We start from the raw sequence: 20,959 nt of genomic DNA on the forward strand, positions 1-20,959 counted from the left end.
TAGCCCGGCGCAGACCTTACGCCGGGTATGCGTGGGTCTGCGTCGCCTTGACCGCTGCCCACACCCGGGCACCCGGATGGAGGCCCAGCTCGGCCGCGGCGACCGTGGTGAGGTCGGCGGCGAGCGGGAGTTCGCCGGTGAGGTCCACGCGGATCTGGTCCCCGTGACTCTCCAGGCCGGCGACCTCGCACCGCCAGAGGTTGCGGGCGCTGGAACCGGCGGGACGCTCGTCGTACAGCGTCACGGCGCTCGGCGGGAAGGCCACGAAGACGGGACCGGAGAGATCCTCCGTCGTGGTGATGCCGGGGCCGGCGTCGAGCCGCACGATGTGGCCCTCGGCCCGCCCCCGGTAGAGGTTCAGGCCGACCAGCCGGGCGATGTAGTCCGTGCGGGGCCGGCGGGCGATGTCGGCGGGGCCGCCCTCCTGGACCACCGCGCCGTCCTCGACCACCACCAGCCGGTCGGCCAGCACCATGGCGTCCAGCGGGTCGTGCGTGACCAGTACGGCGACGGCCTCGAACTCGGCGAGATGGCGGCGGAGCTGCGCGCGCACCTCCAGCCGGGTCCGGGCGTCGAGGGCGGCGAGCGGCTCGTCCAGCAGGAGCAGCCGGGGGCCGGTGGCCAGGGCGCGGGCGAGGGCGACGCGCTGGGCCTGGCCGCCGGAGAGGCGGCGCGGCTTGGCCCCGGCGTGCGCGGCCAGGCCCATCCGGTCCAGCCACGCGGCGGCCCGCGCCCGGGCCTCCGCCCTGCCCGCACCTCGGCAGCGCGGCCCGAACGCGACGTTGTCGAGGGCGGTCAGATGCGGGAAGAGCAGATAGTCCTGGAAGACCACCCCGACCGGGCGGGACTCCGGCGGCGTACGGTCCAGCGCGGCGCCGTCGAGGCGCAGGTGACCGTCGGTGAGCGGGACCAGACCGGCGAGCGCGCGCAGGGCGGTGGTCTTGCCCGCGCCGTTGGGGCCCAGCAGGGCCACGACCTCGCCGGGCGCGGCGGTGAGGGCGACGTCCAGGCGGAAGGCGCCGCGTTCCACGACGAGCCGGGCGTCGAGGCCCTCCCCGGACCGGTGGCCGTCAGGGGCGGGGGACTCCATGGCGGCCTTCCGTTCACCGGTGTCGGTCATGAGGCATTCATCCAGCGGTCCCGCAGCCCGGCCAGTACGGCGATGGAGACGGCCAGCAGCACCAGGCTGAGGGCGATGGCGGCCGCCGGGTCGTTCTGCAGGGCGAGGTAGACGGCCAGCGGCATGGTCTGGGTCCGGCCGGGGAAGTTGCCCGCGAAGGTGATCGTCGCCCCGAACTCGCCGAGCGCCCGCGCCCAGGCCAGCACGGCGCCCGCCGCGATGCCCGGCGCGATCAGCGGGAGGGTCACCCGCCGGAACGCGGTGAAGCGGGAGGCGCCCAGGGTCGTGGCGGCCTCCTCGTAGCGCGGGTCGGCGGCACGCAGGGTGCCCTCCACGCTGATGACCAGGAACGGCATCGCCACGAACGTCTCCGCGAGGACCACGCCCGTCGTCGTGAACGGCAGCGTGATCCCGAACCACGCGTCCAGCCACTGTCCGACGACCCCGTTGCGCCCGAACGCCAGCAGGAGCGCGACGCCGCCCACCACCGGCGGCAGCACCAGCGGCAGCGTCACCAGGGCGCGGACGACGCCCCGGCCGGGGAAGTCGGTACGGGCCAGCAGCCAGGCCAGGGGCACGCCGACGAGCAGGCTAAGCACGGTCGCCGACGTCGCGCACAGCAGCGACAGCCGCAGCGCCTGCCACACCTCGGGGCTGGTCAGCTGCTGGGGCAGTCCGCTCCACGGGGCGCGGATCACCAGGGCGAGCAGCGGCAGCAGCAGGAAGGCCAGGCCGATCAGGGCGGGCACCAGCAGCGGCACCGGCACCATGCGTCCCCGGTGACGGGGGCGGCGCGGCGCGGCGGCCGCCAGGTCGGTGCCGGGGGGCGTGGGCGTCGTTCCGGCGGATTCGGTCATGGCGTGCGGAACCCGGCCCCGGTGAGCACCCGCTGCCCCTCGGCGGACTTCACCAGCTCGATGAACGCCTTGGCCGCGCCGGGGTTCGGGGCGTTCTCGAGGACGGTGATCGGGTAGTCGTTCACCGCCTCGGCCGACTCCGGGAAGTCCACGCCCGTCACCTTGTCACCGGCCGCCTTCACATCCGTCTTGTAGACGACGGCGGCGTCGGCCTCCTTCAGCTCGACCTTGGTGAGGGCGGCCTTGACGTCCTGCTCGTACGAGACCGGGGTGAGCTCGAGACCGCTGGCCTCCAGCGCCTTCCGGGCCGCGGCGCCGCACGGCACCGTCTTGTCGCACAGGACGACCTTGAGGCCGGACCCGGTGAGGTCCTTCAGGGAGGAGATGCGGTCGGGGTTGCCGGGCAGCGTGGCGATTTCCAGCCGGTTGCGCACGAAGGTGACCGGGGTGCCGGCCGCGGCCCCGGCGTCCGTGACGGTGGCCATCGTCTTCGGGCTGGCGGAGGCGAACACGTCCGCCGGGGCGCCGCCGGTGATGCTGGCGGCGAGGGTGTCGCTGCCGGCGAAGCTGAACGTGACCTCGGTGCCCGGGTGCTGCTTCTCGAAGGTCTCGCCGAGCGTCGTGAAGCTCTCCTTGAGCGAGGCCGCCGCAAACACGGTGACCTGGCCGGACACCTTCGCCGAGGAGGACGACGAGGCGCCGGCGGAGTCCGAGTCCGTACCCGTGTCCGAGGAGGACGAGCAGGCGCTCAGGGCCAGCAGCGCGGCGGCCCCCGCACCGCCCGCACGCGCGGTACGGCGGACGCGGTGGTTCCTGCGCACGGAACGGGTCATCACGGGCACTCCCTCGGCGTCTCCGGGCGGGGGCCGACGGGCTCGGCGACCGTGCGTGCGGCGACCGATTGCGGGCGACTCCCCTTGCGCCGATCATACTTCCGCATCTGCGAGGTGTAAGTCTGCTGTCGCATCGCATGAGCAAGCTCGGCCGAGGGAAAGCCTTGCATGTGCGTTCGCACGGTTGCCCGGGTGGCGGGGGTGGTCGGGCGGTCAGGTTCTGTCGACATGGACATTCGTCGACTTCACCCGGGCCGTGGCCTCCACGCCGACCTCCAGGCCGAGTTCCTCCACCGCCTCCCGGGTCAGCAGCGAGACGAGCCGGTGCGGACCGGCCTGGATCTCGACCTGGGCCGCTACGTCGCCGAGCTTGATCGCGGTGACGATCCCGGGGAACGCGTTGCGGACCGAGGTGTGCGGGGTCTCCTCGTCGGCGCCGCCGGAGCGGGCGAGCTCGACCGAGAACGCGGCCAGGTCGCGCCCGTCGACGACGCGCCGCCCGCCCTCGTCGCGACGGGTGGTGATCCGGCCCGCGTCGGCCCAGCGGCGCGCGGTGTCCGGACTGACGCCGAGCAGCCGCGCCGCCTGGCCGATCGTGTAGGACTGCATGCCGGTCACGATAGGCCGCGGGAGGGGGACGGCGGACGCGGGGTTGGCCGTTGGGTATGACGCGATATAGCGTTAGTGGACCGCAGTGGCGGGGCGTTCGCGGGACGCCCGGGGAGAACGGGGTGGAGCCATGTCGGTGCAGCCTTCACAGGACGGTGCGGTGCCCGCACTCCGGGCCTCGCACGGGGACCGGGACCGGGCCGTGGACCTGCTGAGTGCCGCCGCAGGCGACGGCAGGCTGACCGCCGAGGAGCTGGACGAGCGGGTGGGGGCGGCACTCGTCGCGCGCACCCAGGGGGAGCTGGCCGCTCTGACCGCCGACCTGCCGCCCGCGGCGGACGGCGCCCCGGCGCTCGCGCCCGAGGACGTCGTCCGCATCGAGCAGGAGGGCGCGTCCACCCGGCGGGGCGAGGGCTGGACGGTGCCGCGGCGGATGGAGATCCGGTCGGCGTGGGGTGAGGTGACGCTCGACCTCGCCCGCGCGCTGATCACGCACGACACGCTCCACATCGACCTCGACATGCGGGCCGGGGCGCTCAGGATCGTGACCCGGCCCGGCATCGTGGTCGACACCGACGCGCTCGCGACGAGCTATGCCGAGGTGAAGACCCCGAGGACCGTCGACCGCGGGGCGCCCGTGGAGCTGAGGGTGGAGATCGCGGGCGAGATCAGCTGGGGGCAGGTCGTGGTGCGTGCGCCGCGCCGCAGGTTCGGGCGCGGAGCGTAGCGGGAGGGATCAACCGCACGGCGCCGCGCGACGGGGCGGGGGCGCCGTGCTGGAGCGGACGACCAGCTCCGTCCCCAGTTCGACCCGTGGCGGGTCAGGCCGTTCGTCGCGGGCCGGGCGGAGCACCGTGCGCGCGGCCACCTTGCCCATCTCGGCGAGCGGCTGGCGCACGGTCGTCAGCGGCGGCGCCGACCAGCGGACCTCCGGAAGGTCGTCGAAGCCGACGACGCTCATGTCCTGCGGCACCCGCAGGCCACGTCTGCGCAGCGCCTCGATCGCACCGAGCGCCATCTGATCACTGGCCGCGAAGACGGCCGTCGGCGGTTCGGGCAGGCCCAGCAGGGCGGCGCAGGCCGTGAAGCCGGACTCGTGGCGGAAGTCGCCGGGGACGACGAGGGAGTCGTCCACGGCGACGCCGGCGCCGTGGAGAGCGGCGCGGTAGCCGTCGTGGCGGGCCCGCGAGCACAGCAGCCTCGGCGGCCCGGCGATCAGGCCGATCCGGCGGTGCCCCAGCGCCAGCAGGTGTTCCGTGGCCGCTCTGCCACCCGCCTGGTTGGCCGCGCCGACGGTGGGCACGTCCAGGGCGGGGGAGCCCGCCGGATCGACCACGACCAGGGGCACGCCGAGGACCCGCAACTCCTGGTGGAGCACGGGATCCAGAGCCGAAGTGACGAGGACGACGCCGTCCGAGGCCCGCGCCCGCAGATTGCGCATCCACTGGCGGGCGCCGCCCGAGCGTCCGTGGACCGCGGAGACCACGGTGGCGACCCCGGCCGCGTGGGCCACCTCCTCGACGCCACGGATGATCTCCACGGCCCAGGGGCTGTCCAGGTCGTTGAAGACCAGATCGATCAGGGCCGACCGGCGGCCGGGCGCGGCGGCGCGCTTGCGGTACCCGTGCCGGCGCAGCAGTTCCTCCACCCGCGCCCTGGTCCCGGGGGAGACGTCCGACCGGCCGTTCACGACCCGGGACACGGTCGGCACCGAGACTCCCGCGCGGCGGGCGATGTCCGTGATCGTGACCCTGCCCCGGCCGCCGGAAGATGTCCCCGCCCGGGCCCCGTCCACCGCCACTTCCCGCACCTCCACCGACACCGACCACGAGTTATCCCCGGAGTCTTCCGGAAATCCGGCGCTCCGGGGAAGGCGTACCGGCCGTGGAGAGCGGGCCGTCACCGCACCGCTGCGGGCGACTTACGGAGAGTGACCGGCCCCGGACACGCGCGAGGGCCGGTGCGCAGCCGTGGCTGCGGGCCGGCCCCGTGAGGTGCCGGGCACGGTGGCGTCACACGGGCCCGGCTCGCGGTCAGGCGGCGGTCGTCAGCCCCGCACCGAGGGGGCGGTGGGGGGCGACCGCCGCCTGACCGTCCGGCAGTAGCTCACCGGTGTCCTCGAAGAGGACGACACCGTTGCACAGCAGGCTCCACCCCTGCTCCGGGTGGTGCGCCGCGAGACGGGCGGACTCCCGGTCGGCGGATACGGCTGACGGGCACGGTGGCTGGTGCTGGCACATGGGTGGGGTCTCTCGGTCTGTGATGACGGGTGAGTTCGCTGACTCTGCTGACGTGTCTGTACCGCGGCGTGAAGCCTCGTTCATGGCCGCCCCCCGTTGTTCGAGTCGGTCCGGACCCAGTGTTGCCCCCTGGGCGTCGATCCGCAGGTATTTCGCGGCACCGCTTCTCACAGGTTGAGGACGCGTCACCCGCGCGGACGGTTCAGCCCAACTGCACTGTCCTTTCGGGTGGTTCGGCATGGCCGATCGGGACTAGTCCGCGCGGGTGGCCGGTGGAACGGGTGAACAGGGGCGGGTCGGCGCGCCGGACTGCGGGGACGACGGGGCGAGGTGACGTCCCGGCGGGGCGCCGGCCGGATCAGGCCGGAGACCCCAGCAGCCGTGTCGGCGTCATCCGGTGTGTGAGGACCGGCAGCAGTTCGGCGACGCGGTGCGGCAGATGGGCCGCGATCCCGGGCGGCGCCGGCGCCAGCGGCACCAGCAGGTCGGTGGCCGCGGGATGCCCGGCTGCCGGGTCCGCGGCGCGGTCGCCGTGCAGCCACAGCGTGAGCATGTACAGCTCGGGAACCGACAGCAGGCGCGGCTGGTACGACTGGGGCAGCGACTCGGCCTGCCGCAACGCGCGCTCGGTCGAGGCGACGTAGGGGCCCTCGAAGAAGTGCGAGAAGGCCCAGCCGTCGGCGGTCAGCATCGTCTCCGCGGCCGCCACCACCACGTCCGCGCACCGGATGTGGAACCGCCACCCGGTCAGCCGCGTCGCCGGCACGCCCTCCGCCGTGACCCGGTCGAGGACGTGCACGGGCAGCGGCAGGTCCGGTGTGGCGGGTCCCTGGGCGCCGAGCAGGGCCGGGGTCCGGGCCTCGCGGACCGCGGTGGGCGAGGAGAGGGCGGTGAGGACGGAGCGCAGGGCGGGCGCGGGGGCCTGGGGAACACGCAGGGACATGATGGGTCGCCTCTCATTCGAAGGCACGGTGGCGCGAGGGCGGAGCGGGGCGGACGACACTGTCGGCTCACAGGGCTGGAAGAGGCAGGGGCCGGGTCCGGGAAAACGAGAAGCGGGACAGGCCTGCCGCGCATCAGCTCGACGGCAGGATCCTTCGGCCCTGGGAGCCGGTCCACTGCCTGTCCGCGGAGTTTATACGACATGTGTTCAGACTGTGTTTCGGCTAGCCGATTCCGGTAAGTCGTACAAGGTTGAACTCGGCCGTCGATTTGCGGGAAACATCCGGATTTCGATCCGGGTGTAAGGCGATGACCTCGGGGAATGTTCACCGAGCGGTCGGCCAATTGTCGTCGGCGTTTTTCACGAGTTGCCGGCCCGGGAAACTGCTCGCCGTGCCATGCCCGATGAATGTGCCAGCGGTCACATCGGCACAGCGTAGCGGCTGCCGGGCCGCCGAGGGGACGTTATCGATCGCTTGGGCTGGGCATCATCCCACCTGACCGGCGGCCGGACACAGGCGGCCGGATCTTCCACACATCGCTCCGAGAAGGGACTCTTCCATGGGGGAGAAGGTCGTGGCAGGTCAGTTCGACCTGTCCGATCGCCAGCGCTACCGCGAGAAGCTCCAGCGGTGCCTGACGGGCCTGGAGCGACTTCTGGCGGAGAAGCGGTTCGACCGTCCCAAGAACCTGATGGGGCTGGAGATCGAATTGAATCTCGTCGGTGCCGACGGGATGCCGAAAATGTTGAATGCGCAAGTCCTCGAGCGCATCGCGAGCCGCGACTTCCAGACCGAACTGGCCATGTTCAACCTGGAGGTCAACATAGCTCCGCACCGCCTGGGCGGCCGGGTATTCGACCGGCTCGCGGAGGAGATCCGCACGTCTTTGGCATATGCGGACCGCAAGGCCGGCGAGGTCGACGCGGGAATCGCGATGATCGGTATTCTGCCGACGCTGGACCGGGACGACCTGGTCTCGTCCAATCTCTCCGCCGTCGACCGCTACGCGCTGCTCAACGAACAGATCGTGGCCGCCCGCGGCGAGGACTTCACCCTCGACATCGAGGGCGTCGAGCGGCTGACCTGCACCTCGAAGTCCATCGCCCCCGAGGCCGCCTGCACGTCCGTGCAACTGCACCTCCAGGTCACCCCGGACCGCTTCGCGGACGTGTGGAACGCGGCCCAGGCCGTCACCGCCGCGCAGATCGCCCTCGGCGCCAACGCGCCCTTCCTCTTCGGCCGCGAACTGTGGCGGGAGTCGCGGCCCCCGCTGTTCCAGCAGTCCACCGACACCCGCCCGCCCGAACTCCAGGCCCAGGGCGTGCGGCCGCGCACCTGGTTCGGGGAGCGGTGGGTGACCTCGGCGTACGACCTCTTCGAGGAGAACCGGCGCTACTTCCCGGCGCTGCTGCCGATCTGCGACGAGGAGGACCCGCTGGAGGTCCTGGACGCGGGCGGAGTGCCCTCGCTCTCCGAACTCGTCCTGCACAACGGCACCGTCTACCGCTGGAACCGCCCCGTCTACGACATCGCCGACGGCGTCCCCCACCTGCGCGTGGAGAACCGGGTCCTGCCCGCGGGCCCCACCGTCACCGACGTCATCGCCAACGCGGCCTTCTACTACGGGGTCGTCCGCGCGCTCGCCGAGGAGCCCCGGCCGGTGTGGACCCGGCTGCCGTTCGAGGCCGCCGCCGCCAACTTCGAGGCCGCGTGCCGCCACGGCATCGACGCCCGCTTCGAGTGGCCCCGGCGCGGTCGTCTCGGCGGCACCACCGAGGTCGACGCCGCCGTCCTCGTACGCGACGAACTGCTGCCGCTGGCCGAGGCGGGCCTCGACGCCTGGGGTGTGGAGCCCGCCGACCGGGACCTCTACCTCGGCGTGATCGACGAGCGGTGCCGGCGCCGGGTCAACGGCGCCTCCTGGCAGGCCGCCACGTTCCACCGGGCGCTGGAGGCGGGCCTGTCCCGGGAGGCCGCGCTGGCCGCCACGACCCGCCGCTACGTCGAGTTGATGCGCGAGGGCGACCCCGTGCACCTGTGGCCGGTGGGGCTGCCGGAGCCGGTGCCGCTGAGCTGACCGCCGCCGGGCCCGCCCCCGCCGCGCGCCGCCCCATACTGATCGGGCAAGCTGTGACGTCCCAGCTGGAGGCAGGTGTGCATGGCGGAGGCGGGCCCGGTGGACGATGCGTTCCCTCAGAAGCGACTCGACGAGCGGTCATGGAACGGCGAGCGCCTCTCGCGGCGGATCCTGCGGGACGAGACGCTGCTCGTCCTCGCGCTCTCGCTCGGCGCGAGCGGCGTGTCCGCCCTCATCAGCTTCATCGGCTCGGTCACCCGGCCCGGCGGGCTCAAGGACCAGGCGGCCACCCTCAACGCCTCGGCGGCGCCGGGCCGTCCCTGGCTCGACCTGGCCTGGCAGCTCTTCGGGATCACCACGGCCCTCGTCCCGGTCGCCCTCGTCGCGCACTTCCTGCTGCGTGAGGGGCGCAGCCTGCGCACCCTCGGCTTCGACCGCAGCCGCCCGTGGCCGGACCTCGGCCGGGGGGCCGCCGTCGCCGCCGTCATCGGCAGCACCGGCATCGCCTTCTACCTCGCCGCCCGCGGCCTCGGCTTCAACCTCACCGTGGTGCCCGAGGCCCTGCCCGACGTGTGGTGGAAGTACCCCGTCCTGATCCTCTCGGCGGTGCAGAACTCCGTCCTGGAGGAGGTCATCGTCGTCGGCTACCTGCTGCGCCGGCTCGACCAGCTCGGCTGGGGCACGGGTGCCTCGCTGGCGGCCAGTTCGGTACTGCGCGGGTCGTACCACCTCTACCAGGGGATCGGCGGATTCGTCGGCAACATGGTGATGGGCGTCGTCTTCGTCTACCTCTACCGCCGCTGGGGGCGGGTGGGTCCGCTGGTGGTGGCGCACTCGTTGCTCGACATCGGGGCCTTCGTCGGTTACGGGCTGCTCGCCGGGAAGGTGGACTGGCTGCCGACGGCGTGACCGCCGGCGCCCGTCCGTGCGCGGTCAGGCCAGCAGCTCGCCGTCGACGACCGTCACCGCGTGCCCGCTCAGCAGGGTGCGCCCGCCGCGCAGTTCCGTGCGCACCCGGCCGGAGCGGGCGGACGCCTGGAGACCGGTGAGGTCCGGGCGGCCCAGACGCCCGGACCAGAAGGGGGCCAGTGCCGTGTGCGCGCTGCCGGTGACCGGGTCCTCGTCGATGCCGACGTTGGGGAAGAAACAGCGGGAGACGTAGTCGTAGCCACGGGCGGGATCCTCCGCGAGCGCGGTCGCGATGACACCGCGCTCGGAGTGGGCGGCCAGCGCCACGAGGTCCGGCGTCAGAGCGCGGACCGTCTTCTCGTCGGCGACCTCGACCAGCAGGTCGCCGATGTCCGGCCCGGTGTCCAGGACGGTGAGCGGTTCGGCGCCCAGGGCCTCGCCGACGCCGGCCGGCGCCTCGGCCGGGGTGAGCGGCGCGGTCGGGAAGTCCAGGGTGATCGAGCCGTCCTCGCGGGGTGCCGCGGTCAGGACACCGCTGCGGGTCGCGAACCGCACCGGTCCCGGGTGGGCGCCGGTGGTGTGCAGGACGTGGGCCGTGGCGAGCGTGGCGTGGCCGCACATCGCGACCTCGGTGGCCGGCGTGAACCAGCGCAGGGCCCAGTCGGCCTCGCCGCCCGCGGGCAGCCGGTGGGCGAACGCCGTCTCGGAGTGGTTGACCTCGAGGGCGACCCGCTGGAGCCGGTCGTCGTCGGGGAAGGAGTCGAGGAGCAGGACTCCGGCGGGGTTGCCGGCGAAGGGCCGGTCGGTGAAGGCGTCGACGATTCGGATGCGCATGCCCCGACGCTAGGACCGTCCGGAGCCCCCGTACCAAGGCCAATCCGGCTCTGCTGGACCGTTTTCGGCGGCGGCCCGGGGCTCTCGTGCCCGGTCAGCGGCGGATCAGCCCGAGGGACGTCGCGGTGGCGACGGCGGCGGTGCGCGAGTCGACGTCGAGCTTGGCGTAGATGCGGGCCAGGTGTGACTTGACGGTGCCCTCGGTGAGGTGGAGCCGGTGCCCGATGGCCTGGTTGGACAGGCCGCCGGCCACGAGCGCCAGGACCTCGGTCTCGCGCCGGGTCAGGGTCGTGCCCGGGGTGCGCAGCCGGTTCATGAGCCGGTCGGCGACGGCGGGGGCGAGGGCGGTGCGCCCGGCGGCGGCGGTGCGCACGGCGTCGGCCAGGTCCTCGGGCGGCGCGTCCTTGAGCAGGTAGCCGGTGGCGCCGGCTTCGATGGCGGGCAGGGTGTCGGCGTCGGAGTCGTACGTCGTGACGATCAGTACGCGCGGTGCCCCGGTGCGGGCGGCGATGGCGGCGGTGGCCTCGGCGCCGTTCATGCCCTTGCCGAACTGGAGGTCCATGAGCACGACGTCGATGTCGCCGCCCGCGGCACGTGCGACGGCCTCCTCGGCCGTGGCGGCCTCGGCCACCACCACGATGCCCGGCTCGGTCTCCAGTACGGCGCGCAGACCGGCCCGCACCACGGGGTGGTCGTCGGCCAGGAGCAGGCGGATGGGGGTGTCGGTCACGGGCGGGCCTCGGGTTCGGTGGGCGGGGTGAGGGGCAACCGGGCGGCCAGGGCGGTGCCGTGGCCCGGCGCGGACTCGATGGTCAGGGTGCCGCCGAGGGCGTCCAGCCGGGCCCGCATGGCGGCCAGCCCGAAGCCGCCCGCCTCGGGGTCGGCAGGGGGCGGCTCGTCCGGATCGAAACCGACGCCGTCGTCGACGACGTCGAGGGCGACCTGGTCGCCGAGGTGGCTCAGGGTGACCTCGGCCGTGCCGGCGTCTGCGTGGCGGACGGTGTTGGCGAGGGCCGACTGGGCGATGCGCAGGAGGGCGACCTCGTGGGCGGTCGGCAGCGGGGCCGGGGCACCGGTGAGGTGGAAGCGGGCGGTGAGCCGGTGCCGGGCCGACGTCGTGGCGCACAGGCGTTCCAGGGCGCCGGCCAGGGTCGTGCCCTCCAGGGTGGGCGGGGTCAGGGCGGCGACGAAACGGCGGGCCTCGGCGAGGTTGTCCACGGCGGCCTGCCGGGCCGCCACGACGTGTCCGGCGGCGGCGTCCGGCCGCCCGGGCAGGGCGCGCTCGGCGGCGCGCAGCAGCAACTGGATGCTGGACAGGCCCTGGGCGAGGGTGTCGTGGATCTCGCGGGCCAGCCGCTCGCGCTCGGCGAGCACCCCCGCGGTGTGCTGGGCGCGGGCGAGGTCGGCGCGGGTGGCGGTGAGCTCCTCGATCAGCCGCCTGCGCTGCTCGCTCTCGCGGTACAGGGCCTGGTAACCCCACACCACCGCGACGGCCACGGCGGCGCCGAGCGTGGGACCGATCACCATGGCCGGGCCGAAGGAGCCGGTGTGGGCGGCGTACCCGGCGACGGCCGCCGCTGCGGTGAGGCTCACGGCGGCAAGCCCGGCCCGGCGCGACAGCAGATGGAGCTGGAGGAAGTACAGAGGGAACGCCACCCACACCGCCTCGGGGGACAGCGCCAGCAGCACCAGCCATACGGCGCCCACGGCGGCCAGCCACCAGGCGGCGGCCCGCCGGACCAGACGGACGCGGGGCGACAGCGGCCCGGCCGCGTACACCAGGCCGCACGCCGCCGCGACGGCGACGACCGCCCCGGCGTGGGACCGGCCGTCCGTCACGGCCCGGGCTGCGACCAGGACGAGCAGACCGACGACCAGCAGGTGCAGGCACCAGGCCAGGGCGCGGGTGGTCGGGGTCAGGACGGGGGCGGAAGCGTTCACAGTGCGTCCCAGGCTACGAAAGCGGGGGCCCGGCGGCCTCCGTCGAAAGTTACAACCCGCGTTCCGCCTTCCGGCCCGCGAAGTGCCGTCCTGCGCCGGACGCGCGGGAGGGGGCTCGGCGGCGACGGTGGGGCCGTACCGCTCACACCGCCGGAAGGGACAGGCCCAGACCGTGTTCGTCGCCTGGAGAGACCTCAAGTTCGCCAAGGGGCGCTTCGCCCTGATGGGGACCGTCATCGTGCTGATCACCCTGCTGGTGGGGCTGCTGTCCGGACTGACGGCGGGACTCGGCCGGCAGAACACCTCCGCGATCACGGGACTTCCGGCCGACCGGATCGCCTTCCAGGCGCCCCGCGGCGGCGGCGACCTGTCGTACGCCGACTCCACGGTCACCGAACGGCAGTGGCGGCGGTGGGCAGCGGCCCCCGGTGTCGAGGGCGCCGAACCGCTGGGCATCACCACCACCAAGGCCACCGCGGGCGACCGCAGCGGCGGTGTCTCCGCCTTCGGCGTGCGGCCCGGCTCCCGGCTGGCCCCCGGGGGCGCGAACATCGACGACCACGCGGCGGTGCTGTCCGCCACGGCCGCCGACGACCTCGGGGTGCGGACCGGAGACTCCTTCGCCCTGGCCGGGCAGCGGCTGAGGGTGGCCGCCGTGGCGGGAGACGCCTTCTTCAGCCACACCCCCGTCGTCTGGACCAGCCTGGACGTGTGGCGGAAGGCCGCGCCTCCCGCCGCCGGCGGCGCGGACGGACCCACCGCCACCGTGATCGCCCTGAACACCACCCCGGAGGCCGACGTGACGGCCCTCGACGAGCAGGCCGGAACCAGGACCGTCGCCACCGACGACTCCCTGTCCGCGATCGGCTCGTACACCTCGGAGAACGGCTCCCTGCAACTGATGCGCGGCTTCCTGTTCGCCATTTCCGCCCTCGTCATCGGCGCGTTCTTCACCGTGTGGACGATCCAGCGCAGCGGTGACGTCGCCGTCCTCAAGGCGCTCGGTGCCTCTACGGCCGGCCTGCTCAAGGACGCCCTCGGCCAGGCCCTCGTCCTGCTGGTCGGCGGCACCGTGATCGGTACCGGCGTCGCCGCGGCCCTGGGAGCGCTCGTCGCGGGCTCGGCCGTGCCGTTCCTGCTCACCCCCGCCACCGTCCTCCTCCCGGCCGCCGTGATGGTCCTCCTCGGCGCCCTCGGAGCCGCCCTGTCCATCCGCCGGATCACCTCCGTCGACCCGCTGACCGCCCTGGGGAGCGCCCGATGAGCCTGAACCTGACCGACGTCACCCTCACCTACGCCGACGGCGAGGACCGCCTGACGGCGCTCGACCGGGTCGGCCTGGAGGTCCCCAGGGGCAGCCTGACCGCCGTGGTCGGCCCCTCCGGATCCGGCAAGTCGAGCCTGCTGGCCGTCGCCGCCACCCTCATCACCCCCGACGCCGGGACCGTCACCGTCGACGGCATCCCCACCACCGGCCTCAGCCGCGGCGAACTGACCGCACTGCGCCGGGACCGGATCGGCATCGTCTTCCAGCAGCCCAACCTGCTGCCGTCCCTCACCGCCGTCGAACAGTTGCAGGTCATGGCGCAGATCGACGGCCGCAAGGCCCGTACCGCCCGGGGCCGGGCGATGGAGCTCCTCGACGCCGTCGGGCTGGCCGGCCAGGCGGGCCGCCGCCCCCACCAGCTCTCCGGCGGCCAGCGTCAGCGCGTCGCGCTCGCGCGCGCCCTGATGAACGACCCCACCGTCCTCCTGGTCGACGAACCCACCAGCGCCCTCGACCACGAACGCGGCGCCGCCGTCATCGGCCTGATCACCCGCCTCACCCACCAGCGGGCGAGCGCGACCGTGCTGGTCACCCACGACCGCACCCACCTCACGGCCGTCGACCGGATCGCCGAGGTGCACGACGGCCGGCTGCGTGTGGCGGCGTCGGCCCGCTGACGCGGCGGGCGCGGGCGGTGCGGCACCGGGTTCGCCTGCAGAGAGCCGTAGACGTCCGGCAGGGGCTTGCCGTTCGATACGTTCCGATATATCGTTGAGGCATCGCGACAGATCAACGACTGAATGGAGTGATGGCGATGCACAGCCACGGATACGAGCGCGGACACGGCGGACACGGTGGGCACGGCCCCGGCCGTGGAGAGGGCGGCCCCTTCGGGGCGTTCGGCCGCGGAGGTTTCGACGGCCGGCGTGCGGCGTTCGGCCCGTTCGGGCCTGGCGGCCCCGGCGGCGGCCCCGGCGGTCCCTTCGGACCGGGCTTCGGCCACGGGGGCCCCTGGGGCGGCCGAGGACGCGGCGGACCCAGGGGAAGGGCACGGCGAGGCGACGTACGGGCGTCGATCCTGGCCCTCCTGAAGGACCGGCCGATGCACGGCTACGAGATGATCCAGGAGATCGCCGAGCGCAGCGGCGGGGCGTGGAAGCCCAGCCCCGGCTCGGTGTACCCCACCCTCCAACTGCTGGAGGACGAGGGGCTGATCGCCAGCGAGAGCGAGGGCGGCAAGAAGCTCTTCGCGCTCACCGAGGCGGGCCGCACCGCGGCCGAGGAAGGCCCGGAGGCACCCTGGGAAGAGGCTTCGCGGGGCGTCGACTGGGAGGCTCTCAACGACATCCGCCAGGCCGGCTTCGGGCTGATGGAGGCCTTCGGCCAGGTCTGGAAGACCGGCAGCAAGGAGCAGCGGGAGAAGGCGCTCGCCGTCATCGGCGACGCCCGCAAGAAGCTGTACCTGATCCTCGCCGACGAGGACTGACGCCGGACGTGACGAAGGGGCCCTGCGGATTCCGTCCGCCGGGCCCCTTCGTGTGCGGTGGAGTGCCCGTGCGGTGGAGTGCCCACGCGACGTGTGCGGTCGAAGGGCCGTGCGGCGTGTGCGGTCGAAGGATCGTGCGGCGTGTGCGGTCGAAGGGTCGTGTGGCGTTTTCGGTGGAATGGCCGTGGTGCGTTCAGTCGACCCGCCGTATCACCGCCGCGTCGAAGACGTCCCACGCGCGCGGGAACGCGCTCTCGTCGTGGCAGTGCCACGCCTCCCAGAACAGGTCGGCGAGCAGTGCCTCCGCCGGGGCGTCCACCCGGTACACGTACTGCCTGCCGTCCACGGCGGGCAGCGCCACCAGCCAGCACCTGCTCCTCATGTCCCTGTCCGACCCGCGACGGCACGTTTGGGTTGCCCCGGGGGGCGTGTGGCAACACGGCGCGCGCCCGGACCGCCGAAACGGCCTGATCTCATCCCCAAGGAGGAGATTCCGGCAGGGCGGGTCCACTCCCCGTGGGACGACGAAATGCTTCCCCTCGGGGATGACCGGGCCCGGAGGGACTGGTGTGCTGGGAGGCGTGCAACCCCGTATCCCCCGGCAGTCGGCCGGCGAGCAAGGCGGCCGGTGCCCGGACGGCACCGACCTCGACGACCGGTTCAGCGCGGAACTGGCCTCGGCGGTCTCCGGTGCCCGCCGCCGGGCGGTGCGGGACGGGGACCGGCAGATCGACACCGCCCATCTGCTGCACTCGCTGCTGGAGTGCGACGCCGAGGCCCGTGCGCTCCTCGGGGACGGGGCCCGGGTCGCCCGCGTCCTCGGATACCTGGTGCAGCGCAGCATCGGCTACGGCCTGCGCTGGCAGAGCGCCGTCGAGGACTCCGGCGCCGTGCCCGTCATGACCGGCGTCGCCGGCTTCTCCCCGCCGGCCGCGGCGGCCATGGAGGACGCGTGCGCCCGTGCGGTCCGGCGCGGGGCGGTCCGGGCCGGTGGCGCGGACCTGCTCGCCGCCCTGGTCGCCGACCCGCGCACGCGCGCCGTCGAGGTGCTGGCCCGCGCCGCCGTCGAGCCGCACGCCGTGCTCGCCCGGGTGGAGAGCCACTTCGAGTCGGCTCCCTGAGCGGGCCCCGCGCCGCTGCCCGCGACCTCTCCCCGGGCCGGTCCCGCGTCGCTGTTGGCGAGGGAGTCCTGGGCCGGTCCCGTGTCGCCACCGGCGACCGTCCCGTGAGCGGGCCCCGCGCCGCTGCCCGCGACCTCTCCCCGGGCCGGTCCCGCGTCGCTGTTGGCGAGGGGTCTTGGGTCGGTCCCGTGTCGCCACCGGCGACCGTCCCGTGAGCGGGCCCCGCGCCGCTGCCCGCGACCTCTCCCCGGGCCGGTCCCGCGTCGCTGTTGGCGAGGGGTCTTGGGTCGGTCCCGTGTCGCCACCGGCGACCGCCCCCTGAGCCGGCCCCGCGCCGCTGCCCGCGACGCCCCCAGGCCGTCCCGGGCGGACCCGCTCGCGCCCCGACGGGTGCCGCGCCGCCCGTCCAGTCGGTGAGACAGGTGTCATTGGGGGTGACGGTCATGTCGACCCCTGTCATCATGTGCCGGTGCATACGTCTGACAGCGCCCGCGGCAGCCGCGGCAAGGGCACCGGACTCGGCCTGGCACTCGCCTCCGCCGTCGCCTTCGGCGGCTCCGGAGTCGCGGCCAAACCGCTGATCGAGGCCGGACTCGACCCGCTCCACGTGGTCTGGCTGCGGGTGGCCGGCGCGGCCCTGGTGATGCTGCCGCTCGCCGTGCGCCACCGCGCGCTGCTGCGCCGCCGCCCCGCACTGGTCGCCGGGTACGGCCTGCTCGCCGTGGCCGGTGTGCAGGCCTGCTACTTCGCCGCCATCTCCCGCATCCCCGTGGGCGTCGCGCTGCTCGTCGAGTACCTGGCCCCCGCCCTGGTCCTCGGCTGGGTGCGGTTCGTGCAGCGGCGGCCGGTCACACGGGCCGCCGCGCTCGGCGTGGTCCTGGCGGTCGGCGGGCTCGCCTGCGTGGTCGAGGTCTGGTCGGGACTGGGCTTCGACGCCCTCGGACTGCTGCTCGCGCTCGGCGCCGCCTGCTGCCAGGTCGGCTACTTCGTCCTGTCCGACCAGGGCAGCGACGCCGGTGACGAGGCGCCCGACCCGCTCGGCGTCATCGCCTACGGCCTGCTCGTCGGGGCGGCGGTGCTCACCGTCGTCGCCCGGCCCTGGTCGATGGACTGGTCCGTCCTCGCCGGCACCGCCTCCATGGACGGCACCTCCGTCGCCGCGGCCCTGCTGCTGGCCTGGATCGTGCTCATCGCCACGGTGCTCGCCTACGTCACCGGGATCGTCGCCGTGCGCCGGCTGTCGCCGCAGGTCGCCGGAGTCGTGGCCTGCCTCGAAGCGGTCATCGCGACCGTCCTTGCCTGGGTGCTGCTCGGCGAGCACCTCTCCGCCCCGCAGATCGTCGGCGGCGTCGTGGTGCTGGCCGGTGCCCTCATCGCCCAGTCCTCGACCCCGTCGAAGGGCTCGGCGACCCCGGTGGCCGGCGGGGGACCCGAGCGGGAGTTGTCGAGCCGCGGAACGGCGACATAGGCTGGCGATCATGCATTCCGACGCACTCGTCCTCCCGCCTCCGGCCGCCTGAGGCGGGCCCCTGTGACGAGCCCGGCGCACTGTCGCCGGGCCGGACGGTGCTGCCCGCAGACGAGAGTCCCCGCGTCCCGTTGATTCCGGGCCGCCTCGTACTTCCGCGCCTCGTGCGCGTCTGCGGAGAGAACTCGTGTCGAATGCCGTCTCCGGCCTGCCCGTCGGGCGTGGCCTCCTCTATCTGATCGTCGCCGGTGTCGCCTGGGGCACCGCCGGTGCCGCCGCCTCGCTGGTCTACCGCGCCAGCGACATGGGCCCCGTCGCCCTGTCGTTCTGGCGCTGCGCGGCGGGGCTCGTCCTGCTGCTCGCCGCACGTCCGCTGCGCCCGCGGGTGCGCCCGGCCGTCCGTGAGCCCTTTGGGCGCAAGGCGCTGCGGGCCGTCGTCACCGGTCTCGGACTCGCCGTGTTCCAGACCGCCTACTTCGCCGCCGTGCAGTCCACCGGGCTCGCCGTGGCCACGGTCGTCACCCTCGGCGCGGGGCCGGTGCTGATCGCCCTCGGCGCGCGCCTGACCCTCGGCGAACACCTGGGGCTCGGCGGCGCCGCGGCCGTCGTCGGTGCGCTCGCCGGGCTCGCGGTGCTCGTCCTCGGCGGCGGGACCGCGACCGTACGACTGCCGGGCGTGCTCCTCGCCCTGCTGTCCGCCGCCGGATACTCGGTGATGACGCTGCTCACCCGCCGCTGGGGGAGGGACGGCGGGGCGGACGCCGCCAGTACGTCCGTCGGGGCGTTCGCCGTCACGAGCCTGTGCCTGCTGCCGCTCGCCCTGGCCGAGGGCCTGGTGCCGCACACCGCCGAACCGGCCCGGCTCCTGTGGCTCCTCGCGTACGTCGCGGCCGTTCCGACCGCCCTCGCCTACGGGCTCTACTTCGCCGGCGCGGCCGTGGTGCGGTCCGCGACCGTCTCGGTGATCATGCTCCTCGAGCCGGTCAGCGCGGCGGCGCTCGCCGTCCTGCTGCTCGGCGAGCACCTCACGGCGGCCACCCTGGCCGGCACGCTGCTGATGCTCGGCTCGGTCGCCGGGCTCGCGGTGGCGGAGACCCGGGCGGCGCGGGAGGCGCGGACACGGCCGACGCCGGCCTGACGGCGGGGACGGTGAGGGGCCCCGCGCCCGCCGTGCGGGTGCGGGGTCAGCGGGCCGGCAGATAGTCCGGCAGCGCGGTGGCGGGGTCCAGGGCCGGATCGGCGACCGGGGCCTCGTACCCCTTGCGCAACGGGACGAGACCGGCCCAGTGCGGGAGGCCGAGGTCCTCCGGTTCGTCGTTCACCCCGCCGGTGCGGAGCTTGGCGGAGACCTCGTTCAGGTCGAGGCGGATCACGGCGGTGGCGGCCAGCTCCTTCTTGCTGGCCGGGCGGGAGTCGTGGGAGCGGCCCGGGACGACGTGGTCGACCAGGGCGTCCAGGGCCGTGCGCCGCTCCTCGGGGTCCGTCACCTCGTACGCCGTGCCGTGCACCACCACCGACCGGTAGTTGATCGAGTGGTGGAAGGCGGAGCGGGCCAGCACCAGCGCGTCCACGTGCGTCACCGTCAGGCACACCGGCAGCCCCGGGTTCGCCGCGCCCGTCATCCGCAGCGGTCGCGAGCCCGTCGAGCCGTGCACGTAGAGCCGCTCGCCCACCCGGCCGTACAGGGTCGGCAGGACCACCGGGGCGCCGTCCCGGACGAAGCCGAGATGGCAGACGTAACCCTCGTCGAGTATCGAGTGCACCAGCTCCTTGTCGTACGCGGCCCGCTCGGGGGAGCGGGTGGGGACGGTGCGGTCGGTGGGCGGGTAGGTGCCGGTGGGCTGCGACGGCGTCCCCGTGGTCCCCTGCATGGCGTTCTCCATTGCACTAGTGCATAATTGGCTTTGTGCTAGGAGAATATCGGATCACAGGGCGCGGCGCAGCGGAGATTTCCGCGAGCGTCGAGCGCGCGGTGGGCTCGGGAGAGCTGGAGCCGGGACAACCCCTGCCGCCGATGCGGGAGTTGGCGCAGCGGCTCGGAGTGAATCCGAACACCGTCGCCGCCGCCTACCGCACCCTGCGCGAGCGCGGGGTCATCGAGACGGCCGGGCGGCGGGGCAGCCGGGTGCGGGCGAAGCCGGCCACCACCGGACGGGACCTCGTCCGCGTCGAGGTGCCCGAGGGCGTGCGCGACGTCTCCGACGGCAACCCGGACCCGGCGCTGCTGCCCGCGCTCGGCCCGGTGTTCGCCGCGGCGGCGGAGCAGGGCGACCGCGAACCGGTGCTGTACGGGCACGAGCCCGTCGATCCGGAACTGGCCCGCGCCGCCCGGACCGGACTGGACGCCGACGGAGTGCCGGACGGGCCCGTGGCGGTGACGTCCGGCTCGCTGGACGCGATGGAGCGGGTACTCGCCTCCCATCTCAAGCCCGGGGACGCCGTCGCCGTCGAGGACCCGGGCTGGGGCAGCCTCCTCGACCTGGTGCCCGCGCTCGGGCTGCGCACAGTTCCCGTCGGAGTCGACGACCAGGGGCCGCTGCCCGAGGACGTGCGCCGGATCCTCGCGGCCGGCGCCCGCGCTCTGGTGGTCACGGACCGCGCGCAGAACCCGACGGGCGCGGCGGTGGGCGCGGCACGCGCGCGTGCCCTGCGGTCCGTGCTGCGCGAGCACCCCGGCACCCTGCTCATCGAGGACGACCACGGCCACGGCATCGTCGACCTGCCGCTGCATCCCCTCGCCGGTACGACCGGCGCCTGGGCCTTCGTCCGCTCCGCCGCCAAGGCCTGCGGCCCCGACCTGCGGCTCGCCGTGCTCACCGGCGACCCCGTCACGCTCGACCGCGTCCGGGGGCGGCAGCGGCTCGGCCCCGGCTGGGTCAGCCGCATCACCCAGCGGGCCGTCGCCCGGCTGTGGACGGACGGCGCGGTGGACACCCGCGCGGTCGCGGGGGTGTACGGACGACGCCGGGACGCGCTCCTCGGCGCCCTAGCGGAACACGGGGTCACCGGGTACGGGCGCAGCGGCATGAACGTGTGGATCCCGGTGCCGGACGAGACCGGCGCCGTCGCCCGGCTCCTGCACGCCGGCTGGGCGGTGGCTCCCGGCGCCCGCTTCCGAGTGAGCGCCCCGCCCGGCATCAGGATCACCGTCTCGACGCTGGAAGAGGGCGACTTCGCGCCGTTGGCGGCGGCGGTCGCGGCAGCGGTGGGGCCGGGATCGGGGCCGCCGCGGAGCTACGCCTGAGCGGCCCCG

22 protein-coding genes are annotated in these 20,959 nt (G+C 74.3%); 10 read left to right on the forward strand and 12 right to left on the reverse strand.

The annotated features are described in order from the left end of the window. Positions 1–16: 16 nt before the first annotated feature. From NI25_RS32455 to NI25_RS32470, 4 genes are all read right to left on the reverse strand, one after another. Positions 17–1,120 (reverse strand): ABC transporter ATP-binding protein, encoded by a 1,104-nt coding sequence (locus tag NI25_RS32455; protein ID WP_061445862.1) that lies wholly within the window; start codon positions 1,118–1,120, stop codon positions 17–19. Then, complete coding sequence (locus NI25_RS32460) at positions 1,117–1,890, reverse strand: ABC transporter permease (RefSeq protein ID WP_107072149.1); 774 nt, start codon at positions 1,888–1,890, stop codon at positions 1,117–1,119. The genes NI25_RS32455 and NI25_RS32460 overlap by 4 nt, the downstream gene beginning before the upstream one ends. Before the next feature lie 83 nt (positions 1,891–1,973). After that, positions 1,974–2,810, reverse strand: coding sequence for a molybdate ABC transporter substrate-binding protein (gene modA / locus NI25_RS32465; RefSeq protein WP_061445864.1), 837 nt, complete (start codon positions 2,808–2,810; stop codon positions 1,974–1,976). Between the two features lie 213 nt (positions 2,811–3,023). Then, positions 3,024–3,419, reverse strand: a complete 396-nt coding sequence (locus NI25_RS32470; RefSeq protein WP_061445865.1) for a TOBE domain-containing protein — start codon at positions 3,417–3,419, stop codon at positions 3,024–3,026. A 160-nt stretch (positions 3,420–3,579) separates the two neighbouring features. Between NI25_RS32470 and NI25_RS32475 the strand changes: the two genes are divergently transcribed. Then, a complete protein-coding gene (locus NI25_RS32475; RefSeq protein ID WP_233520794.1) occupies positions 3,580–4,146 on the forward strand; it encodes a DUF1707 SHOCT-like domain-containing protein in 567 nt (188 codons plus the stop codon). A gap of 9 nt (positions 4,147–4,155) precedes the next feature. Here NI25_RS32475 and NI25_RS32480 read toward each other — a convergent pair whose 3' ends face one another. The 3 genes from NI25_RS32480 to NI25_RS32490 all read right to left on the reverse strand — a co-directional run bounded on the left by NI25_RS32480 (position 4,156) and on the right by NI25_RS32490 (position 6,602). Then, entirely contained in the window at positions 4,156–5,220 is a 1,065-nt protein-coding gene (locus tag NI25_RS32480; RefSeq protein ID WP_061447186.1) for a LacI family DNA-binding transcriptional regulator, read from the reverse strand. Positions 5,221–5,452: 232 nt separating this feature from the next. Further along, complete coding sequence (locus NI25_RS32485; RefSeq protein WP_061445867.1) at positions 5,453–5,659, reverse strand: DUF5999 family protein; 207 nt, start codon at positions 5,657–5,659, stop codon at positions 5,453–5,455. A gap of 358 nt (positions 5,660–6,017) precedes the next feature. Beyond that, complete coding sequence (locus NI25_RS32490) at positions 6,018–6,602, reverse strand: hypothetical protein (protein ID WP_061445868.1); 585 nt, start codon at positions 6,600–6,602, stop codon at positions 6,018–6,020. Positions 6,603–7,162: 560 nt separating this feature from the next. Between NI25_RS32490 and NI25_RS32495 the strand changes: the two genes are divergently transcribed. Next, entirely contained in the window at positions 7,163–8,680 is a 1,518-nt protein-coding gene (locus NI25_RS32495; protein WP_061445869.1) for a glutamate-cysteine ligase family protein, read from the forward strand. An 81-nt stretch (positions 8,681–8,761) separates the two neighbouring features. Then, positions 8,762–9,589, forward strand: a complete 828-nt coding sequence (locus NI25_RS32500; protein ID WP_061445870.1) for a CPBP family intramembrane glutamic endopeptidase — start codon at positions 8,762–8,764, stop codon at positions 9,587–9,589. 24 nt (positions 9,590–9,613) lie between these two features. Here NI25_RS32500 and NI25_RS32505 read toward each other — a convergent pair whose 3' ends face one another. The 3 genes from NI25_RS32505 to NI25_RS32515 all read right to left on the reverse strand — a co-directional run bounded on the left by NI25_RS32505 (position 9,614) and on the right by NI25_RS32515 (position 12,364). Next, the gene (locus tag NI25_RS32505) at positions 9,614–10,423 is read right to left on the reverse strand and encodes a PhzF family phenazine biosynthesis protein (RefSeq protein ID WP_061445871.1); all 810 of its coding nucleotides are present in this window, start codon (positions 10,421–10,423) and stop codon (positions 9,614–9,616) included. 94 nt (positions 10,424–10,517) lie between these two features. Continuing rightward, positions 10,518–11,153, reverse strand: coding sequence for a response regulator (locus NI25_RS32510; protein ID WP_061445872.1), 636 nt, complete (start codon positions 11,151–11,153; stop codon positions 10,518–10,520). Further along, complete coding sequence (locus NI25_RS32515) at positions 11,150–12,364, reverse strand: sensor histidine kinase (protein WP_061445873.1); 1,215 nt, start codon at positions 12,362–12,364, stop codon at positions 11,150–11,152. The genes NI25_RS32510 and NI25_RS32515 overlap by 4 nt, the downstream gene beginning before the upstream one ends. A 172-nt stretch (positions 12,365–12,536) precedes the next feature. Between NI25_RS32515 and NI25_RS32520 the strand changes: the two genes are divergently transcribed. The 3 genes from NI25_RS32520 to NI25_RS38070 all read left to right on the forward strand — a co-directional run bounded on the left by NI25_RS32520 (position 12,537) and on the right by NI25_RS38070 (position 15,117). Then, entirely contained in the window at positions 12,537–13,628 is a 1,092-nt protein-coding gene (locus NI25_RS32520; protein WP_061447187.1) for an ABC transporter permease, read from the forward strand. Beyond that, positions 13,625–14,308, forward strand: a complete 684-nt coding sequence (locus NI25_RS32525; protein ID WP_061445874.1) for an ABC transporter ATP-binding protein — start codon at positions 13,625–13,627, stop codon at positions 14,306–14,308. The genes NI25_RS32520 and NI25_RS32525 overlap by 4 nt, the downstream gene beginning before the upstream one ends. Before the next feature lie 137 nt (positions 14,309–14,445). Then, positions 14,446–15,117, forward strand: coding sequence for a PadR family transcriptional regulator (locus NI25_RS38070; RefSeq protein ID WP_078884918.1), 672 nt, complete (start codon positions 14,446–14,448; stop codon positions 15,115–15,117). Between the two features lie 193 nt (positions 15,118–15,310). Here NI25_RS38070 and NI25_RS38955 read toward each other — a convergent pair whose 3' ends face one another. Further along, positions 15,311–15,499 carry a hypothetical protein gene (locus tag NI25_RS38955; RefSeq protein WP_162467732.1) on the reverse strand — a complete coding sequence of 63 codons (189 nt, stop codon included), beginning with the start codon at positions 15,497–15,499 and terminating at the stop codon, positions 15,311–15,313. Between the two features lie 199 nt (positions 15,500–15,698). On the opposite strand from NI25_RS38955, the gene NI25_RS32540 reads away from it, so the two are divergent. The 3 genes from NI25_RS32540 (at position 15,699) to NI25_RS32550 (ending at position 18,844) form a co-directional block, all read left to right on the forward strand. Continuing rightward, positions 15,699–16,238 (forward strand): Clp protease N-terminal domain-containing protein, encoded by a 540-nt coding sequence (locus tag NI25_RS32540; protein ID WP_061447188.1) that lies wholly within the window; start codon positions 15,699–15,701, stop codon positions 16,236–16,238. A 463-nt stretch (positions 16,239–16,701) separates the two neighbouring features. Next, positions 16,702–17,706, forward strand: a complete 1,005-nt coding sequence (locus tag NI25_RS32545) for an EamA family transporter (RefSeq protein ID WP_061445876.1) — start codon at positions 16,702–16,704, stop codon at positions 17,704–17,706. 187 nt (positions 17,707–17,893) lie between these two features. Further along, positions 17,894–18,844 (forward strand): DMT family transporter, encoded by a 951-nt coding sequence (locus NI25_RS32550; protein WP_061445877.1) that lies wholly within the window; start codon positions 17,894–17,896, stop codon positions 18,842–18,844. A 46-nt stretch (positions 18,845–18,890) separates the two neighbouring features. Here the strand turns inward: NI25_RS32550 and NI25_RS32555 are convergent, their stop codons facing one another. Continuing rightward, entirely contained in the window at positions 18,891–19,577 is a 687-nt protein-coding gene (locus tag NI25_RS32555) for a pyridoxamine 5'-phosphate oxidase family protein (protein ID WP_061445878.1), read from the reverse strand. A 35-nt stretch (positions 19,578–19,612) separates the two neighbouring features. Between NI25_RS32555 and NI25_RS32560 the strand changes: the two genes are divergently transcribed. Further along, complete coding sequence (locus NI25_RS32560; RefSeq protein ID WP_061445879.1) at positions 19,613–20,950, forward strand: aminotransferase class I/II-fold pyridoxal phosphate-dependent enzyme; 1,338 nt, start codon at positions 19,613–19,615, stop codon at positions 20,948–20,950. The last annotated feature ends 9 nt before the right edge of the window (positions 20,951–20,959 follow it).

The organism is Streptomyces sp. CCM_MD2014 (genome assembly GCF_000772045.1).
Classification (GTDB): domain Bacteria; phylum Actinomycetota; class Actinomycetes; order Streptomycetales; family Streptomycetaceae; genus Streptomyces; species Streptomyces salinarius.

Bases quoted from the DNA above. Each gene is read 5' to 3' on its own strand.
- NI25_RS32455 (WP_061445862.1), bottom strand. From the start codon at position 1,120: ATGACCGACACCGGTGAACGGAAGGCCGCCATGGAGTCCCCCGCCCCT.
- NI25_RS32460 (WP_107072149.1), bottom strand. From the start codon at position 1,890: ATGGTGCCGGTGCCGCTGCTGGTGCCCGCCCTGATCGGCCTGGCCTTC.
- modA (WP_061445864.1), bottom strand. From the start codon at position 2,810: ATGACCCGTTCCGTGCGCAGGAACCACCGCGTCCGCCGTACCGCGCGT.
- NI25_RS32470 (WP_061445865.1), bottom strand. From the start codon at position 3,419: ATGCAGTCCTACACGATCGGCCAGGCGGCGCGGCTGCTCGGCGTCAGT.
- NI25_RS32485 (WP_061445867.1), bottom strand. From the start codon at position 5,659: ATGTGCCAGCACCAGCCACCGTGCCCGTCAGCCGTATCCGCCGACCGG.
- NI25_RS32490 (WP_061445868.1), bottom strand. From the start codon at position 6,602: ATGTCCCTGCGTGTTCCCCAGGCCCCCGCGCCCGCCCTGCGCTCCGTC.
- NI25_RS32495 (WP_061445869.1), top strand. From the start codon at position 7,163: ATGGGGGAGAAGGTCGTGGCAGGTCAGTTCGACCTGTCCGATCGCCAG.
- NI25_RS32500 (WP_061445870.1), top strand. From the start codon at position 8,762: ATGGCGGAGGCGGGCCCGGTGGACGATGCGTTCCCTCAGAAGCGACTC.
- NI25_RS32505 (WP_061445871.1), bottom strand. From the start codon at position 10,423: ATGCGCATCCGAATCGTCGACGCCTTCACCGACCGGCCCTTCGCCGGC.
- NI25_RS32525 (WP_061445874.1), top strand. From the start codon at position 13,625: ATGAGCCTGAACCTGACCGACGTCACCCTCACCTACGCCGACGGCGAG.
- NI25_RS38070 (WP_078884918.1), top strand. From the start codon at position 14,446: ATGCACAGCCACGGATACGAGCGCGGACACGGCGGACACGGTGGGCAC.
- NI25_RS38955 (WP_162467732.1), bottom strand. From the start codon at position 15,499: ATGAGGAGCAGGTGCTGGCTGGTGGCGCTGCCCGCCGTGGACGGCAGG.
- NI25_RS32555 (WP_061445878.1), bottom strand. From the start codon at position 19,577: ATGCAGGGGACCACGGGGACGCCGTCGCAGCCCACCGGCACCTACCCG.